The organism is Rhodococcus sp. KBW08, assembly GCF_003852455.1.
GTDB lineage: Bacteria > Actinomycetota > Actinomycetes > Mycobacteriales > Mycobacteriaceae > Rhodococcus_F > Rhodococcus_F baikonurensis.
This window is the reverse complement of record NZ_QAJJ01000005.1, coordinates 451877-468581: the sequence shown is the minus strand read 5'-3', so window position 1 is coordinate 468581 and position 16705 is coordinate 451877. Positions and strand designations below refer to the sequence as shown.

Sequence of the window (16705 nt, the reverse complement as noted above, 5' to 3'; positions counted from 1 at the left end):
GAAAACCCGGATTCACCGGCACATGGGAAATCCGGATAGGCACCGATCACCTGCCCTGGTTCATCCCACCACCAGGCATCGACCCCGACCAGAAACCCCGCCGCTCCACCACGCGGATCTGAACCCGGAGGTCACCGAGCAAACGCCTCGGTGACCCATTCCGGCGGACTTCGATAGCCGGAAAGGGCGGCGCGGCGACATCCATCCAACTCCACGCTCACAGGAGTACCGCCCGAACCGTCAACCCGTAGGAGGGTTGATGATGCTGTCGCTGTCGCGATCTGATCACACGGCGGAGCTATAGGAGCATCGGCTATGGCGGCAACCACGTCTCGACTCTCCGCTTCGGTCACGCGAATAACGTCCACGTCTGTCTGAGATTCATGCCGGCACACGGATAGTCCTGCAACATCAGCGACAGGCGTAGCCAGCTCATTGTCGAGCGGGTCATAGCCTTCGCCTCTCTCGAACTGCTCGCGCGCCTTGTCAACCTCTCTGGCATCTGTCCGGTCGAATTGAACGGCAGACGAGCGATCGCAATTCGCCATCGTCGGAGAAAGACTCAACGAAGTTCGGACACGTTCGACTTCATGCAGCGATCGAAGCGAATCGAGAGGCCCGACTTGAAAACCGCACGGACTCGACGGCCAGGCCGGAAACATCACTTGTCCGGCGCTGTTGACCATCCACAGTTTGACGGGAACCAGTTCGCTTGTGACACAACTCGCAACGACATTGTCGGGAAAGCGTTTGGAGTCGACACGATATGCATCCTTGACGGCGGCTACGTCACCTTCGAGTCGAACCATGTCGACGGTTAACGCTCCGGAGGCGCCTTCGCCGACTTCGCAACGAAATACTGCCACTGGATCGAAATCAGATGGAGGATACCCTGTTTCGTGTTTCGGACGCGAATACAGATCGACACCGAACAGGCCCCATGCGACTTCAATTCCGAGACAGTCGGCGGTCTCGAACACCCGAGCCTCAGGAGGTGTGAAGTACACCGAATCTCGCCAGAACGGAGCCGAACAAGCGGTGGCCAGGCAAAGCGACGCCACCAACGGCACCGACAGCAGCGCGCGTGCCGAGACCGTCAATTGCCCGCCCACTCCAAAAGATCTTCGGCGGTCCAGGTATTGATCACCCGATCCGCTTCGACACCGCACTTTTCGGCCCGGTCACAGCCGTAGCCCTGCCAGGCCAGCTGACCGGGGGCATGGGCGTCGGTATCGATGGAGAAGAGACAATCGAGATCGCGGGCCAACTCGATCAAACGCGAAGGCGGGTCACGACGCTCCGGTCTGGAGTTGATCTCGACGGCGGTGCCTGATTCGCGGCAGGCCTCGAACACTTTCTCCGCGTCGAACTGCGACTCGGGCCGGGTTCCGCGAGCACCCTCGACAAGACGCCCGGTGCAGTGTCCGAGAATGTCGACACGCGGGTTTCGCACTGCAGCAAGCATTCTGCGGGTCATCGCCTCACGTTCGGACCGCAGCTTCGAGTGCACGCTCGCCACCACGATGTCAAGTTCGTCGAGTAGATCGGGATCTTGGTCGAGTGAACCGTCTTCGAGAATGTCCACTTCGATTCCAGTGAGGATGCGGAAGGGGGCCAGCTCGGCGTTCAACCCTGCAATGACGTCGAGTTGAGAACGTAGGCGCTCCGCGGACAGCCCGTTGGCGACAGTCAGCCGAGGCGAATGGTCAGTCAGAGCGCAGTAGTCATGGCCCAGTGCTGCTGCGCGTCGCATCATCTCTTCGATGGGGCTGCCACCGTCGGACCAGTCGGAGTGTGTGTGGAGGTCGCCGCGCAGGGCTTGTCGCAATGGGCTGTCGCCGATGGGCTCAGCCTGCCCCCGCAGTTCCTCGAGATACTCGGGGACGCCGTCGTACGACTGGGCGATGATCATTGCAGTTTTGGGCCCGATGCCGGTGAGAGCCTTCCAACTGTCGGACTTCCGGCGAGACTCCTTCTGCTCGTCCGACAATCCCGCAAAGACCTCCGCAGCTCGCCGATAGGCCTTGACGCGGTGCGTTTCGGCGCGTGATCGTTCGAGCCAGTAGGCGATCTCCCGAAGCGCTTCATCCGGTTCCATGAGACCACTGTTCCGTCAGCGGCGGCTTGCGGCAACCCTTGATCCACTTACGCTGTGGTTATGGACGATCCGAGAGCACGATTCGAAGCCGCGCGGGTGGCTCACCTGGCGACGGCTGACGCAGCCGGCGTTCCGCATATTGTGCCGCTCGTATTCGCCCTACTCGGCGATACCGTCTATTCCTGCGTCGACCACAAGCCGAAAACCACGACCGCTCTTCGCCGGCTCCGGAACATCACCGAGACGGGGCGTGCGAGCCTGCTGGTCGATCATTACGACGACGACTGGTCCGCCCTCTGGTGGGTCCGCGTCGACGGCCGCGCCGAGGTCCTCGACCCCGGCACCAAGGAGTCCGAGAGCGCAATCGATGCTTTGGCCGCGAAGTATCCGCAGTACGTGGATCACCGACCGCACGGACAGGTGATAGCTGTTCGCGATGTGGAGTGGTCGTCATGGTCCGCAGCAGCCTAAGGTTCTGTCCTAGTGTTCAAGGAGCGAAAGTGATTGCAACACTCTCAATTCGGACAATTTGGCGGGGGATCGATGAAACGACGGCAGTTACTTCAGCGCGCAGCCACAGGCCTGGCGCTGGTAGCGGGACCTCAGGTGATCGACATGGGTAGCAGTTCCGGAAGCAGTCAAGACGCAACAACCCCGTTGAACGAGCTCTTGTCGGTTGTTTCGCTCTCACACGTGAACGACCCAGCGTCGACGCCGATTTTTCCCGGCGATCCCGAGTTCACTCTCGACACAGCGGCAACCATTGCCGACGACGGCTACTACCTCCAGTACGTCAAGGAAGGTGAACACACGGGTACGCATTGGGGCGCGCCCGCGCACTTTCAGGAAGGTGGACTCACCGCCGACCAACTCGATCCGGCCGACCTCTTCCTACCCGCAGTGAAGATCGACATCCGGGACAAGGCTGCCGCCGATTCCGACTACGCCCTCACCGTCGCAGACATTGAAGAGTGGGAGACGAGTAACGGCAAGATTCCCGATGGAGCGGCCGTAGTCCTCTGGACCGGATGGGAATCGCGCTGGGGTAGCGAAGAATATGCCAACTCCGACGCCGAGGGTGTCACCCACCAACCCGGCTTCTCGGTGGACGCGGCGCAGTGGCTGATAGACACCGGGCGCCTGGGCACGCGTGGCGCATTGGGAACCGACACCTTCGGTCCCGACCTCGGAAACGACGAAACCTACCCCGTCTCGACGCTCCTGTACGACAAGCGTCGAATCAGCCTGGAGAACCTGAACAATCTTGCCGCCCTGCCGACCACCGGGGCGAGCATCCTCGTCGGTAGCGCCATCAACAGGGCCGGATCTGGTTCGCCGGCAACGATCTTCGCCCTCCTGCGGCGTTAGGCTTCGCGGCGATCTCGGTAGACGACCACAGCGCCCTTCCCACTTCTCTTCGCCTCGTACATCGCCGCATCTGCTCGGCGAAGCAGAGTGTGCGCGCTGAGCGGCTCATCCGCAGAGTCGAACTGCGCGGACCCGAACTGCGCCGACTCGAACTGCGCCGACTCGAACTGCACGGGCCCGAATTCCGCTACACCGACGCTCGCACCCACCGACACCGATTTCTCGCCGGCAATCCCATCGCTGCTGAGGGCGTCGACGATCCTGCGAGCGACGACGACCGCATCGTCGAGCGGGCCCTGCAGGAGCACAGTGAATTCGTCGCCGCCGAATCGAGCGACAAATGCACTCTCGGGAACCGCTTCGCGCAGACGCGCAGTGAGGGCAACCAGTAACCGGTCACCGGCCGGGTGCCCGTAACGATCGTTGACCTGTTTGAAGTCGTCCAGATCGACAAGCATCAGCACCCAATCGGAGTTCGTGAGGCGGTAGTTCTCGATGGCGCTCTCGAAGTGTTCGTCGAACGCGGCCCGGTTGGCGAGCTCGGTGAGCGGGTCGTGATGGGCTCGGTACCGGAGCTCGTCCTGGGCAGCGGAGATCTGTTGGAGGAGCGCGTCGTTCTCGAGGAGCGTGAGTATTTGGCGCACCAGCGCGAGAACCAGCACGACGACGCCGAGTATCACGACCACGGCATCGAGGTTGCCGACGATGAGTGCCTGTACCGTCACGATCGTCGCGATGACCGCGATCAAGAGATACGGCAGCAGCAATTGAGTCCGATCGCTTCGCCAAGGTTGTAGGGCTGTGCGCGGTCGGGGCTCGGCCCGTTCGGCCAGTGCCGCCAGCGCGATCAACGGCGGCCCGGCGATGAACCCGGCGTCGGCGATGGTCGGCATACTCTCGGCGCCGATCGCCACCAAGTACGCGTAAACGCTGTCCGACAGGGAGAGCATCACCAACCCACACCCGAGGAACGTCAGCGGTACGCGAATCTCGGCAACTGCCTTGGGTCCGATGACCATCAGCAAGACCATTGCGATCAGAACGAAGTCGGTGATCGGGTACATCACCGCGACGAGAAACCCGAGAGACCCCGTAGGACCGGTATGAACGACAGCGCCGAGGGCGGTCGTCCACGTGAGGATGAACAACCCACCGACCACGACAAGACCGTCGAGGGTCAGCACCAGCCACAGATGGATCGGACCGATCGCCTCACGCCGGGGCGACTGGCGTACCAACGACAGAAGCGCCGGCACGGCAAACACCGGGAACATGAAGAATCCGATGTCCGCGATCGACGGCGACGGGAGTGGTACGTGGAGAACCGAGCGGTAAAACGCCCAGAAGAACATTCCGAGGGTCCAGCCGGCCATACCGAGAGCCATCAGAGTTCGCCAGCGACGCTCGACTCCGTGATAGCGCCGCGACGTCCACCAACAGACCGCAGTCGCGGTGGCGCCGCCGACGATCTGGGCGATATCGTCCACCAGAACCGAAGTTCGTGGGCTGAGCAGACCGGATCCGGCGATGGCGATGACCGCGACGACGACGCCGAGAACCAGCCACGTGCGTCGTGCTCGGAACTGCGTCATCGAAGGGCCCATCGGTGTTCAAAGGCGTCACCACCGATTGTCTTTCAGCCGGCTTCGTTGCGGCCGGCATGGTTGTGGTGACGAATGCCCGTACGAACCTACCCGATTTGGTAGCGGATTGTTAACTGGACGAACGATCAAGACCGTCCGCTAGGCCACGGCGCTGTATTCCGTTCGGGCCCTGCGCCGCCGCGAAGTCCACTTCGCAATGACCCCCTGCGATGGGCTGAACAGGTACACCAGGGCGAACACGATGCCCTGCGTCATCACGACCATGCCCCCGGAAGCTGTGTCGAGGTAGTAGCTGACGTAGATACCGGCAATCGCGCAGATTGCGGAGACGACGGGAGCTGTCACCAGCATCCGTGAGAACTTGTCGGTGAGAAGGTAGGCCGTCGCCCCGGGGATGATCAGCATCGCCACCACCAGCACAACTCCGACAGCTTGCAGGGCCACTACCGAGGTGAGTGCGAGAACCCCGAGGAGTAAGGCACCGAGACGTTTGGGCGAGAGACCGATCGCGTTGGCATGCACCGGGTCGAAAGCGAACAACGTCAGATCACGACGCTTGATCAACAGAATGCTCAACGCCAACGCGCCGAGTATCGCGACCTGCAGAAGATCGGACGAACTCACCCCCAGCAGGTTGCCGAAAATGATGTGGTTGAGATCGGTCTGGCTTGGGGTCACCGAGATGAGAACCAAACCGAACGCGAAGAGAGTCGTGAAGACTATACCGATCGCGGCGTCTTCCTTGACGCGGCTGGTGTTACGGATCAGCCCGATCAGTGCGACGGCGATCAACCCGAAGATCAAGGCCCCTATGGCAAATGGAGCGCCGACGACGTAGGCGAGGACAACACCGGGCAGGACGGCGTGCGAGACGGCATCGCCCATCAGTGACCACCCGATGAGCACCAACCAACAACTGAGCACCGCGCAGACAACCGCCGCCACAACGGCAACGGCCAACGCGCGCACCATGAATCCGTACTGGAGAGGGTCCAGGAGCAGTTCTACGATGTTCATCGATCAGGTCCTGTCCATCACGTCGAGGCCGAAAGCCAGGGCGAGGTTTTCCGGTTGAAGCACGGTGTCCGGGTCGGAATGCACCAGAACCTTGCGCATGAGCAGTACCGCCTCGTCGCAGAGTTTCGGCACCGCGTGAAGATCGTGGGTCGAGACCAAGATCGATCGGCCGTCGGCGGCCAACTCTCGTAGCAGCGTCGAAATCGTTGCCTCGGAACGCTTGTCAACGCCCGCGAACGGTTCGTCCAGCAACAGTATCGACGCGTCCTGCGCGATACCGCGTGCCACGAAGGCGCGCTTCTTCTGACCACCCGAGAGCTGTCCGATCTGGCGATCCGCGAATTCCGTGAGCTCCACCCGCTCCAGTGCCGCGGCCACCGCCTCGCGATCTGCACGTCGCGGACGCCGCAAGAACCCGAGATGGCCGTACCTACCCATCATCACGACGTCACGGACGCTGATCGGGAAGGTCCAGTCGACGTCTTCACTCTGCGGCACGTATCCGACGCGGCCGCTCTTGCGCGCAGCGGCTGCGTCGAGACCGGCGATTCTGACAGAGCCGTTGTCCGGCTTGATCATTCCCATGATCACCTTGAACAGGGTCGACTTGCCTGAACCGTTCATTCCGATCAATCCGCAGACGCTACCGGAGTTCAACGTCAGATCGACATCGTCCAGTGCGTGGACCTCGCCGTAGTGAACGCTGACGTTTTCGACGCGAATGGCTTCGTTCATGATTTGCCGCCAGTGAGGCCGCCGAGAATGACGTCGGTGTCGTGGCGAATCATGTCCAGGTAGGTGGGCACGGGACCGTCGGCTTCGGACAGCGAGTCGACGTACAACGTTCCACCGAATTTCGCCCCGGTCGCCCCGACGACCTGCTGCATGGGAGCATCCGAGACCGTCGACTCGCAGAAGACTGCGGGAACGGGATTGGCCCGGACGAAGTCGATCGCCGCGATGATCTGCTGCGGCGTCGCCTGCTGCTCGGCGTTGACCGGCCAGATGTACGCCTCGCCGAGTCCTGCATCCCTGGCCAGATAGGAGAACGCACCCTCGCAACTGACGAGTGCACGCTGACCTGCAGGCAATACCGCCAGGCCACTGACCAGGCCGTCCTGCACTGCTTGTAGTTCCGCTTTGTACTTCGCGCCGTTCTCCGCAAATGCCGAGGCGTTGTCCGGGTCGAGGTCACTGAAAGCAGTCACCATGTTGTCGACGTAGATCTGCGTATTCAACGGAGACATCCACGCATGCGGATTCGGCTTGCCCGCATAGGCGTCGCCGGCGATCGGAATGCCTTCGACACCATCGCTGACCACGACGTGCGGCACATCCAGTCCGTCGACGAACTTGGCGAACCATGCTTCGAGGTTCATGCCGTTGTCGAGGATCAGATCGGCTTCGTTGGCCCGGCGAATGTCGCCGGGTGTCGGCTCGTAACCGTGAATCTCCGCTCCCGCCTTGGTGATCGACTCGACGCGCAGATGATCACCTGCGACGTTCTGGGCGATGTCCGAGAGCACGGTGAACGTGGTGAGCACTACCGGGCGGCCGTCGTCGGAAGCGGAATTCATTGCCGAACAGCTGGAAAGAAGCAGGGCGGCGAGGGCAGCAATTCCCAGGCGGCGGAAATTCTTCGCGTCGCGAGTCGTCATGATCGAACTCTAATATGTGGGTAAACAAATACACAAGTTCGTCCGGCCGAACATTCTTCACTCGATAGGCTCGAACCATGCGTCCTACTGCCTTGATCACCGGTTCCAGTCGCGGCCTCGGAGCTGCCATCGCACGCGAGCTGGCGCCGACCCACGACCTGCTGCTCGGTGCACGATCCGCGCAGGCCCTCGAGCCGATCTGCGCCGAACTGCCCGGGTCGACGCCCTTACCCCTCGACCTCACGGACTACGACGCCGTCGCGGCCGCCGCCTCGACCGTCACGACGCTCGACGTGCTGGTACACAACGCCGGAGTGGCCGACATCGGCACCATCGAGGAATCCTCGGTCGATCAGTGGCGACGAACCCTCGAGGCCAACGTCATCGCCGTCGCCGAGCTCACGCGTGTGCTCCTGCCCGCGCTTCGTGCTGCCGGAGGCCACGTAGTGCTGATCAATTCGGGTGCCGGGTTGCGCGCCAACGCCGGCTGGGGCTCGTACGCGGCCAGCAAGTTCGCGCTGCGTGCTTTCGGAGACGCACTGCGCCTGGAAGAGCCGTCCTTGCGGGTCACCTCCATTCATCCCGGCCGGATCGACACCGATATGCAGCGCGACATCGTCGCCGGTGAGGGCGACGAGTACGACCCGGAGCGCTTCCTGAAGGCCTCCACCGTGGCGCGTGCCGTACTCACTGCCGTCGAAACACCGTCCGACGCACACCCCACGGAGATCGTGCTTCGACCCACCGGCCGGTAAATCCCCAGTTCGCCGGTAACGGAATGATGACGATGGGCATCCGGATATCGCTTTTCCGGGCACTGGCCCGATACTGACATCAGTTGTCGGACAAAGGGACTGGACTTGTTCTCAGGAGTTCATCGAGAGGCGGTGTGCGATGCATGATCATACGAATACGTGGGGAATTTCCACCGAGGCTTTCCTCGGGTGCTACGTCGCCGCTGCCACCGGAGCGGTGGTGATCGCGCTTGTGATCCGCGGCGTCGGCCTGCGCAAGCCCACACCGGAATTGCGCACGCTCACCCCACCGGAGATGGGTGTACCGACCAGCGACGAGCCTGCAGTACGCGCTGCCGTGGCAGAACTCGAGAGTGCTGCACATACTGCCTGCCAGGGTCGACATGGCAGCGGGTCTTCACCGTCCCGTTGCTCGACCTACGCGAGCACCGTCAGCTGTGGGGGGTGAGTGCTGTGAACAACTACTACTCAGCTGACACATGGGGGATCCCCAGCCAGACCTTCTTGCAGTGGTATCTGGTGGCCGCAGCCGTCGCGGTCGGACTCTCGCTCTACAGCAGGATGTCCGCGCGCCGCTCACCCGCGATCGTCGACGCGGTTCGTCGGCCGCTCACTCCGCCCGAGATCGGTGCCTTGACCAGTGATTACCAAGCGGTGCTCGCGTCGATGGCCATACTGCGCAGCGCCGAGCTGATCAGCACCGAAGGAAAGACCAAGCTGGCACTCACCGCGGAGGACAAGAGTCGTCTCGACTGGTTCACCCGCACGGTGCACAAGCGGCTCGGCAACGGAAAGGTCCCGCTGCGACAGGTGCGCCTGATGGGACGACTGAACGTCGCACTCGCACAACTACGTACGACGCTGATCGACGAGGGCTACTTGCAACGCCCGCAGGACGGCCCGGCTGCCGCTCTTCGGACCGTTCCGATCGTGGCGGTAATCGCTCTCGGCGTGATCCGGCTTATCGCGGGGATCATCGGCGGGAAGCCGGTCGGGTTTCTTCTCCTGACCATCATCTTTCTCGCGCTGATGATTCCACTTCTTCGCATCAAGCGTCGTCGGACAGCTTTGGGCGACAGTGAGCTTCGACGTCTCAAGCACGAAAACTCGTACCTCTCACCGAAACTACGGCCCGCCTATACAAGCTACGGTCCCTCACTCGCCGGGCTCTCGGCCGCGCTCTTCGGTTCGGGCGCTCTGGTTCTGATCGATCCGGCGCTGGCAGGAGCGGTGGCTGCGGGCGCCGCGTACAGCCCGGGCGGCGGAAGTTCGAGCTACTACAGTTGTGGCTCCTCTTCCGGATCATCCGGCTCGGACGGCGGTGGCGGCAGTGGTAGCAGTTGCGGCGGCGGGGGGTGTGGGGGATGAGCACTCGTGCCGGCGACACGTGGGGGATCCCCAGTGAGGATTTCCTGTACGGCTACGTAGCCGTTTCGGTCACGCTCATGGTTCTCACTCTGGTGTGGCGTCTGATGATTCGAGCACGCCGGTACGGGTACTCAACCGAGCGCGGGTATTCCGCCGAGCAACTGACCCCTCCCGAAGTCGGCATGCTGACCGGCGAGTCACGCGCCATCGCAGCATCATTGGCAATCCTACGTAGCGCTGATCTGATCACCACCGACGGCGCTGTCCTGCGCCCGTTGGGCCCTGCCGACGAGACCCTGGACTGGTACACCCTCACCGTGTACCAGCGCCTGGCCCAGCAGGCCCTGCCCCATCGTCGGCGGCAACTCGCCGAGCGCATGACGGTGGAAACAGCTCGCCTACGAAACTCTTTGGCGGACCGGGGGTACCTGACCTCCGACAGCACCAGGCGTTCGATCTTTCTCTCCACAGTTCCGCTGAAGATCCTGGTGGCCGTGGGTATCGTCCGCATTGCCTTCGGCCTGCACAACGACAAGCCCGTCGAGTTTCTGATTCTCGCCGTACTCGTCACCGGGTTCAGCATCCCGCTGCTCGGGCTCTACTTCGATCGCACCACCTCGGGCAATGCAGCACGGTCGGAACTGACCACAGCACACGCCTACCTGTCCCCGCGCAACAAGCCTGCCTTCTCCGCTTACGGACCGCGCTTGGCGGGGATGTCCGCCGCCCTGTTCGCCGGTTCGGCAATGCTGATGATCAATCCCGCCTTGGCCTCCGCCGCCGGAATCGGTGCCGACGGCAGCGGAGGTAGCGGGGGTTCGGACGGCGGTAGTTCAGACGGGGGAGGCGGCAGCTGCAGCGGGGGCGGCGGATGTGGCAGCGGCGGTGGCGGATGCGGGGGATAACCGCGCCCGGGCGAGCAGAAGCGCTGCCGCCTCGGTAGTGATGCCACGTTCCTCACTCAAGGAATACACCTCGTCCAGAGTTCGACCGATCCCTCGGGTTCGTTCGACGACGTCGTCTTCGTTCCACCCCAGTACTTCTCGCCCGACGAGGTGAAAGGCTCCGCCTGCGTTCGCGACGAAATCAGGGGCACAGAGAACCCCGCGGCTTCGCAGAACCTCGCCCGCCGCAGCATCGGTCAAGATGTTGTTTGCTGCGCCCGCCACGGCCAGAGTCGGAATCGACGCAGCGGCAGCGGAATCGATGATGCCTCCCATCGCGCAGGGAGCGAAGAGATCACACGGTGTTCGGAGTACCTCGCCTACAGGAACGACCGTGTGCCCCGCGAGAGAAGCAGCCTCGAGGCGCTGCGGGTCCGTATCTGCAACCAGCAGGCGTGCCCCAGCCTGGGCTGCGAGACGGACAACATCCCCGCCGACGGCGCCGAGTCCCTGCACCAGTACCGTTCGGCCGTCGAGTGTTCCGAGTCCACGACGACGCGCCGTGGCCTTCATCGCTTCGAACACGCCCAGAGCCGTTGCGTGCGCGCTGGAACCGGCGCCACCGTTGTCGACCGAACGCCCGAAGACGTACTTGGTGGTTCGACTGAGCTGATCCATGTCCGAGGAGTTGGTGTTGACGTCAGGACCGGTCCAGTAGTTTCCCTCGAGCTTGTCGATGTTCTCCGCGTGAATGTCGAGAATACGAGTCCAAGTCGCCGAGTCGATCCGATTGCGCGGTGCGGGCAGTGCTATCACCGACTTCCCGCCACCCATCGGCAGGTCGGAGACCGCCATTTTCAATGTCATTGCGCCGGCGAGCTTCCCGGCGTCCGCCAGAGCGTGACCGATCGAGGGATAATGCGCGGCCCGCGTGCCACCCGACGCCGGTCCCAGTCGGGTGGAGTCGATTCGGATCACAAAGGTCGTGTCGGTCTCCCGATCATGTCGGGTGACGGTCAGTTCACCGTCCCAGCGCAGTTCGTCGTCGATGCTCATTGCAGATCCTCTCCTGGTTATGGGTCAACCGTGCGCGTGCAGTGGTGTTCCCGCGAGGGCGAGCATGGCCTCACCCAACGCTTCGCTCTGGCTGGGGTGAGCGTGGATGAAACGCCCCACTTCATCGGGAAGCGCTTCCCAGGCAACGGCCAACTGCGCTTCACCGATCAGCTCACCAACCCGGTCGCCCACCAGGTGGACGCCGACGACGGGACCTCTGGTTCTTCTGTGAATCACTTTGATTCCCCCGGTGGTTCGCAGGATCTGACTCTTGCCGTTACCCGCCAGGTCGTAGACGACGGTGGAGATGTCGCCGTACTGCGTGCGCGCCGCCTCTTCGCCGAGTCCGACTGATGCAACTTCGGGATGTGAGTACGTCACGCGAGGAATCAAGTGTTCGGCGACCGGTAGCGGATCCTTCCCGGCGATCTGTTCAGCCACAAAGATTCCTTGTTGGAAACCTCGGTGCGCCAACGCAAGACCGGGCACGATGTCGCCGACCGCGTACACACCGTCCACGGACGTACGGAGGCGTTCGTCGGTGACGACAAAACCCTTGTCGAGGCTGATTCCGTTTTCTTCGAAACCGTTACCGTCCGTGCGGGGTTCGCGGCCGACGGCGACCAACAGTAGGTCGGTATCGAGCGTCGTTCCGTCGCCCAGTTCGACGCGGACGGAATCGGCTGCTTCTTTCGCGGAAGCGATCTTTGTGTCTGTCTTACAGACGATTCCGCGTTTCCGGTAGGCCCGCTCCAGCTGCTTCGACGACCACGGATCCTCGGCGGCGATCAGTCGGGGGAGTGCCTCGACGATCGTGACTTCGGCGCCGAACGAGCGCCACAGGCTCGCGAACTCGACGCCGATGACACCGCCACCGAGCACTGTCGCGCTGGTGGGCACCCGGTCGAGTTCGAGCGCCTGGTCACTGGTGAGGATCCGGCGGCCGAGTTCTACGCCGGGCAGTTCCCGCGGATACGAACCGGTGGCCAGAACGAGTGATGTTCCGGTGTAGCGGGTTCCGTCGACGTCGATGCTCCGCCCACCGACGTACGTTCCGTATCCGTTGACAATAGTGATCTTGTGTTGCGCCAACAAACCTTGCAGACCGCTGTACAGCCGCTCGACTGTCCCGTTCTTGTAGTCGTGCACCTGCGCGATGTCGATGCCGTCAAAAGATGCCCGGACTCCGAATTGCTCACTGGTGCGTGCCGAGTCGGCGACCTCGGCGGAATGCAGCAGCGCCTTGGTCGGGATGCATCCGCGGTGTAGGCACGTTCCGCCGACCTTGTCTGCCTCGATCAGCGTGACCGACAATCCGAGTTGGGCGGCGCGGATGGCGCAGGCATAGCCGCCAGATCCGCCACCGAGGATCACGACATCACTGTGCTGTTTGCCGGCCGTCATCGAAGCCTTGGTCATCGGAGCCTTGGTCATCAGAGCCTTCCCAGGATGCGGATCGGGTTCTCGATGTAGTCGCCGAACAGCCTCAGGAATCCGCCGGCTTCGCCGCCGTCACAGACGCGGTGGTCGAAGCTCAACGAGATCTGAGTGACCTTACGGACGGTCAACTCGCCGTTCACCACCCACGGCTTGTCGATGATGCGTCCGATCCCCAGAATTGCCGCCTCGGGGTGGTTGATGATCGGAGTCGATCCGTCGACCCCGAATACCCCGTAGTTGTTGAGTGTGAAGGTGCCGCCGGTCAAGCGGGCGGGTTCGAGTTTGCCGTCGCGGGCAAGGTCGGTGGTTACCCGAAGTGCTTGTGCGAGTTCGGCGGTGCTCAGGGTGTCCGCATTGCGAATGACCGACACCATCAATCCCTTCGGTGTCTGTGCGGCGATTCCGAGGTGGATGCGGGCGTGTCGAACTATCTCGCCTCGAGCCGTGTCGACCGACGAGTTCAGTTCGGGGTACTGCGCCAATGCGGCGGTGGTCAGCCGAGCCAGCAGCGCCATCAGGCTGATCTTGTCGGAATCGGGCAGTGACTTGTTGATCTCGCCTCGCGCCGCCAACAGTTCGGTGGCGTCGACGTCGACCCAGGTTGTCGCGTCGGGAATCTCGCGGCGGCTGGTGGACAGCTTGTCGGCCACCACCTTGCGTAGACCCTTGATCGGGATCCGCTGGTCGCCCACATGCGACATTTCCGTTTCCGTGCCGGTGTTCGACCCTGCCTCGACATCAGCGCGCGTGATAACCCCGCCTGCACCGGATCCGGAGAGGATGGACAGGTCGATATCGTTGTCGGCAGCCAGTTTACGAACGATTGGTGAGATCACGCGTACCGACGAAGAAGTCCGACGTCGGCGTCTCGGTGCATCCTCACTGGTGCCGTAGCCGATCAGGACGTTACCCGAACCGGCACGTTCTTCTTCGCGGTATCGCTCGTGGTTAGCCGAGACGACCGCGTCGACACTGTCGCCACCACTCACAGTGATCAGCGGCGTACCCACCTTCACGGTGTCACCGTCTTTGCCGTGGAGTCCGATCACGGTCCCGGCGAACGGGATGGGCACGTCGACAGCAGCTTTCGCAGTCTCGACCTCGACGACGATCTGATCGATGGTGACCACGTCGCCTACCTTGACGTGCCACTCCGCAATGTCGGCCTCGGCCAATCCTTCACCCAGGTCCGGGAGCATGAATACCTGATTGCTCATGCCGTCACCGCCCAACGGGTATCGGGAGTGTCGTTCCACTGCAGACGATCGACGGCATCGAGGACGCGATCGACGCTCGGCAGGTGGTGACGCTCGAGCTTCGGCGCGGGGTAGGGGATGTCGAATCCGCTGACCCGGAGTACCGGGGCGTGGAGATGGTGGAAGCACCGCTCCTGCACGCGAGCAGCAATTTCCGCGCCAACGCCGGCAAAACCTTGCGCCTCCTGGATGACGATGCAGCGTCCGGTCTTTCGCACCGATGCAGTGACCGTCTCGTCGTCGAACGGCACTATCGAGCGTATGTCGATCACCTCGATGTCGCGGCCCTCGGCCGCAGCGGCCTCGGCCGACTTCAGTGCAACCTCCACGGACGGGCCGTAGGCAATGAGCGTCGCGTCACGACCGGGGCGCCGGACGACGGCGCGACCGATCGGCTCAAGTGCGGTCAGTTCGACATCGGCACGGGAGAAATACAGCTTCTTGGGTTCGAGGAAGATCACCGGGTCGGGGTCCTCGATCGCCGAACGTAGCAGCGAGTACGCATCTTCCACCGTGGACGGCGCCACGACCTTCAGGCCGGGCGTGTGTGCGTAGTAGCCCTCGCTGGAATCACAGTGATGCTCCACCCCGCCGATACCACCGGCAAAAGGAACACGGATGACGATCGGTATCGACAGTGCGCCCTTCGTGCGGTTGCGGATCTTTGCGACGTGGGAGGCGATCTGCTCGAATGCCGGATAGGCAAACGCGTCGAACTGCATTTCCACGACCGGACGAAAACCGGCCATGGCCATGCCGATTGCGAATCCGATGATGCCGGACTCGGCGAGGGGAGTGTCGAAGCATCGGTCGTCGCCGAAGTCGCGGGTAAGGCCGTCGGTGACGCGGAAAACCCCGCCCAGGGTGCCGACGTCCTCACCGAAGACGACGACGTTGTCGTCGGCGGCCAACGAGTCCCGTAGTGCGGTGTTGAGGGCTTGAGCCATCGTGAGCATGGGCATGGTCAGTTTCCCCCTGTGTCAGCGGCTTCGGCGGCAAGTTCGGTTTCGAGTTGCGCCTGTTGCTCACGCAATTGCGGTGTCTGCTCGGCGAAGACGAACCGGAACAGATCGAGCGGGTCGTGTGGGCGGTCGACGTTCATGCCGGCGCGCAGTGTGGCGGCCTCGGCCTCGGCCTCGGCGGTCAGTGATTCCACGAACGCGTCGTCGATCAGATCGTGTGCGCGCAGATACTTTTCGAGTCGCGGCAACGGATCTCGGCCGAGCCACGATTCCACCTCCGCGCTGTCGCGGTAGCGGGTGGCGTCGTCGGCGTTGGTGTGGGCGTCGATGCGATAGGTGTGTGCTTCGACGATCACCGGTCCGTTTCCGCTCCGAACGAAGCGCGCCGCCTCGTCCATGACGGCCATCATCGCAACAGGATCGTTGCCGTCGACCTGCTCGCTGCCGATCCCGTAGCCGACGCCCTTGTGCGCCAACGTCGGTGCTGCGCTTTGACGTGACAACGGGACGCTGATCGCAAATCCGTTGTTCTGCACCAGAAAGATCACCGGCGCCTTGAAGACGGCGGCGAAGTTCAGCGCTTCGTGGAAGTCACCCTCACTGGTGGCCCCGTCACCGCAGAGCGCGAGCGCGACGGTGTTCAGGCCCCGTCGCGACTCCCCGTACGCCACTCCCGCTGCGTGCAGCAACTGCGTCGCCAGCGGGGTGCACTGCGGCGCACTGCGCAGTGCGACGGGGTCGTACCCGCAATGCCAGTCGCCGGCAAGCATGCTCAGAATCTGAACCGGATCGACACCTCTGGCCGCCAACGCCATCGAATCCCGGTATGTGGGGAAGAGCCAGTCACTCGGCTCCAAACTCATCGCTGCCGCGATCTGACATGCCTCCTGCCCCCGCGAGGACGGATACACAGCCAGACGCCCCTGTTTGGTGAGCGCCGTCGCCTGCTGGTCGAAGCGCCTGCCCAGGAACATCTTTCGATACATCTCGATCAGGCGATCGTCGCTCGGTTTTGCGTAGCGGGCCTCACTGCGAGTCAGTTCTCCAGCGGGGTCGAGGTACTGCACCGCGGAATCGGCGGGCAGGAACTTCTGATACCGCAGCGCCCCCAAGGGCTCGACAAGAGTCACTTCTACCTCCAGAAGACGTTGTGTCCATCAGTATTCGCACTTCGGCGACGTAATAGCAGAAGGCGTCGAAGATTCAAGACAAACGGCCTATTATGAGGATTCGGGCAGC

The 16705-nt window shown here is 62.8% G+C and carries 16 protein-coding genes; 6 read left to right on the top strand and 10 right to left on the bottom strand.

Annotation, left to right across the window (positions count from 1 at the left end; genetic code table 11):
• Nucleotides 1-1096 precede the first annotated feature (1096 nt).
• Entirely contained in the window at nucleotides 1097-2098 is a 1002-nt protein-coding gene (locus tag DBV08_RS07675; RefSeq protein ID WP_054831839.1) for a PHP domain-containing protein, read from the bottom strand.
• Nucleotides 2099-2158: 60 nt separating this feature from the next.
• On the opposite strand from DBV08_RS07675, the gene DBV08_RS07670 reads away from it, so the two are divergent.
• Both DBV08_RS07670 and DBV08_RS07665 read left to right on the top strand, forming a co-directional pair.
• Complete coding sequence (locus DBV08_RS07670) at nucleotides 2159-2569, top strand: TIGR03668 family PPOX class F420-dependent oxidoreductase (protein ID WP_166813427.1); 411 nt, start codon at nucleotides 2159-2161, stop codon at nucleotides 2567-2569.
• Between the two features lie 144 nt (nucleotides 2570-2713).
• Nucleotides 2714-3466: a cyclase family protein gene (locus DBV08_RS07665; protein WP_185564509.1), complete on the top strand. Its 753-nt coding sequence runs from the start codon at nucleotides 2714-2716 to the stop codon at nucleotides 3464-3466.
• Here DBV08_RS07665 and DBV08_RS07660 read toward each other — a convergent pair.
• From DBV08_RS07660 to DBV08_RS07645, 4 genes are all read right to left on the bottom strand, one after another.
• On the bottom strand, nucleotides 3463-5058 hold the full coding sequence (locus DBV08_RS07660) for a GGDEF domain-containing protein (RefSeq protein ID WP_124567023.1): 1596 nt from the start codon (nucleotides 5056-5058) through the stop codon (nucleotides 3463-3465). The two genes, DBV08_RS07665 and DBV08_RS07660, sit on opposite strands and share 4 nt — an antisense overlap.
• A gap of 150 nt (nucleotides 5059-5208) precedes the next feature.
• Nucleotides 5209-6087 carry a metal ABC transporter permease gene (locus DBV08_RS07655; RefSeq protein ID WP_124567022.1) on the bottom strand — a complete coding sequence of 293 codons (879 nt, stop codon included), beginning with the start codon at nucleotides 6085-6087 and terminating at the stop codon, nucleotides 5209-5211.
• Between the two features lie 3 nt (nucleotides 6088-6090).
• On the bottom strand, nucleotides 6091-6822 hold the full coding sequence (locus tag DBV08_RS07650) for a metal ABC transporter ATP-binding protein (RefSeq protein WP_124567021.1): 732 nt from the start codon (nucleotides 6820-6822) through the stop codon (nucleotides 6091-6093).
• Nucleotides 6819-7745, bottom strand: coding sequence for a metal ABC transporter substrate-binding protein (locus DBV08_RS07645; RefSeq protein ID WP_124567020.1), 927 nt, complete (start codon nucleotides 7743-7745; stop codon nucleotides 6819-6821). The genes DBV08_RS07650 and DBV08_RS07645 overlap by 4 nt, the downstream gene beginning before the upstream one ends.
• Nucleotides 7746-7822: 77 nt before the next feature.
• On the opposite strand from DBV08_RS07645, the gene DBV08_RS07640 reads away from it, so the two are divergent.
• The 4 genes from DBV08_RS07640 (at nucleotide 7823) to DBV08_RS07625 (ending at nucleotide 10773) form a co-directional block, all read left to right on the top strand.
• Entirely contained in the window at nucleotides 7823-8500 is a 678-nt protein-coding gene (locus DBV08_RS07640) for an SDR family oxidoreductase (protein ID WP_095973747.1), read from the top strand.
• 139 nt (nucleotides 8501-8639) lie between these two features.
• Entirely contained in the window at nucleotides 8640-8948 is a 309-nt protein-coding gene (locus DBV08_RS07635) for a hypothetical protein (protein WP_095973748.1), read from the top strand.
• On the top strand, nucleotides 8945-9868 hold the full coding sequence (locus tag DBV08_RS07630; RefSeq protein WP_124567019.1) for a TIGR04222 domain-containing membrane protein: 924 nt from the start codon (nucleotides 8945-8947) through the stop codon (nucleotides 9866-9868). Before DBV08_RS07635 ends, DBV08_RS07630 begins: the two co-directional genes overlap by 4 nt.
• Nucleotides 9865-10773 (top strand): TIGR04222 domain-containing membrane protein, encoded by a 909-nt coding sequence (locus DBV08_RS07625; RefSeq protein ID WP_124567018.1) that lies wholly within the window; start codon nucleotides 9865-9867, stop codon nucleotides 10771-10773. The genes DBV08_RS07630 and DBV08_RS07625 overlap by 4 nt, the downstream gene beginning before the upstream one ends.
• Here the strand turns inward: DBV08_RS07625 and DBV08_RS07620 are convergent.
• Genes DBV08_RS07620 through pdhA form a run of 5 tightly spaced genes read right to left on the bottom strand, consistent with a single transcriptional unit; the run spans nucleotide 10702 to nucleotide 16596 of the window.
• The gene (locus DBV08_RS07620) at nucleotides 10702-11808 is read right to left on the bottom strand and encodes a Glu/Leu/Phe/Val dehydrogenase dimerization domain-containing protein (protein WP_124567017.1); all 1107 of its coding nucleotides are present in this window, start codon (nucleotides 11806-11808) and stop codon (nucleotides 10702-10704) included. The genes DBV08_RS07625 and DBV08_RS07620 overlap by 72 nt on opposite strands.
• Nucleotides 11809-11832: 24 nt before the next feature.
• Complete coding sequence (gene lpdA / locus DBV08_RS07615) at nucleotides 11833-13242, bottom strand: dihydrolipoyl dehydrogenase (protein WP_185564497.1); 1410 nt, start codon at nucleotides 13240-13242, stop codon at nucleotides 11833-11835.
• Nucleotides 13242-14465, bottom strand: coding sequence for a dihydrolipoamide acetyltransferase family protein (locus DBV08_RS07610; RefSeq protein WP_124567016.1), 1224 nt, complete (start codon nucleotides 14463-14465; stop codon nucleotides 13242-13244). The genes lpdA and DBV08_RS07610 overlap by 1 nt, the downstream gene beginning before the upstream one ends.
• On the bottom strand, nucleotides 14462-15466 hold the full coding sequence (locus tag DBV08_RS07605) for an alpha-ketoacid dehydrogenase subunit beta (protein WP_124567015.1): 1005 nt from the start codon (nucleotides 15464-15466) through the stop codon (nucleotides 14462-14464). Before DBV08_RS07605 ends, DBV08_RS07610 begins: the two co-directional genes overlap by 4 nt.
• 2 nt (nucleotides 15467-15468) lie before the next feature.
• The gene (gene pdhA, locus DBV08_RS07600) at nucleotides 15469-16596 is read right to left on the bottom strand and encodes a pyruvate dehydrogenase (acetyl-transferring) E1 component subunit alpha (RefSeq protein ID WP_124567014.1); all 1128 of its coding nucleotides are present in this window, start codon (nucleotides 16594-16596) and stop codon (nucleotides 15469-15471) included.
• Nucleotides 16597-16705: the final 109 nt, after the last annotated feature.

Excerpts from the sequence above, each read along its gene's own strand:
- DBV08_RS07640 (WP_095973747.1), top strand. The coding sequence starts at position 7,823 with ATGCGTCCTACTGCCTTGATCACCGGTTCCAGTCGCGGCCTCGGAGCT.
- DBV08_RS07625 (WP_124567018.1), top strand. The coding sequence starts at position 9,865 with ATGAGCACTCGTGCCGGCGACACGTGGGGGATCCCCAGTGAGGATTTC.
- DBV08_RS07660 (WP_124567023.1), bottom strand. The coding sequence starts at position 5,058 with ATGACGCAGTTCCGAGCACGACGCACGTGGCTGGTTCTCGGCGTCGTC.
- DBV08_RS07610 (WP_124567016.1), bottom strand. The coding sequence starts at position 14,465 with ATGAGCAATCAGGTATTCATGCTCCCGGACCTGGGTGAAGGATTGGCC.
- DBV08_RS07675 (WP_054831839.1), bottom strand. The coding sequence starts at position 2,098 with ATGGAACCGGATGAAGCGCTTCGGGAGATCGCCTACTGGCTCGAACGA.
- lpdA (WP_185564497.1), bottom strand. The coding sequence starts at position 13,242 with ATGACCAAGGCTCCGATGACCAAGGCTTCGATGACGGCCGGCAAACAG.
- DBV08_RS07655 (WP_124567022.1), bottom strand. The coding sequence starts at position 6,087 with ATGAACATCGTAGAACTGCTCCTGGACCCTCTCCAGTACGGATTCATG.
- DBV08_RS07665 (WP_185564509.1), top strand. The coding sequence starts at position 2,714 with ATGGGTAGCAGTTCCGGAAGCAGTCAAGACGCAACAACCCCGTTGAAC.
- DBV08_RS07635 (WP_095973748.1), top strand. The coding sequence starts at position 8,640 with ATGCATGATCATACGAATACGTGGGGAATTTCCACCGAGGCTTTCCTC.
- DBV08_RS07645 (WP_124567020.1), bottom strand. The coding sequence starts at position 7,745 with ATGACGACTCGCGACGCGAAGAATTTCCGCCGCCTGGGAATTGCTGCC.
- DBV08_RS07605 (WP_124567015.1), bottom strand. The coding sequence starts at position 15,466 with ATGCCCATGCTCACGATGGCTCAAGCCCTCAACACCGCACTACGGGAC.
- DBV08_RS07670 (WP_166813427.1), top strand. The coding sequence starts at position 2,159 with ATGGACGATCCGAGAGCACGATTCGAAGCCGCGCGGGTGGCTCACCTG.
- DBV08_RS07620 (WP_124567017.1), bottom strand. The coding sequence starts at position 11,808 with ATGAGCATCGACGACGAACTGCGCTGGGACGGTGAACTGACCGTCACC.
- DBV08_RS07650 (WP_124567021.1), bottom strand. The coding sequence starts at position 6,822 with ATGAACGAAGCCATTCGCGTCGAAAACGTCAGCGTTCACTACGGCGAG.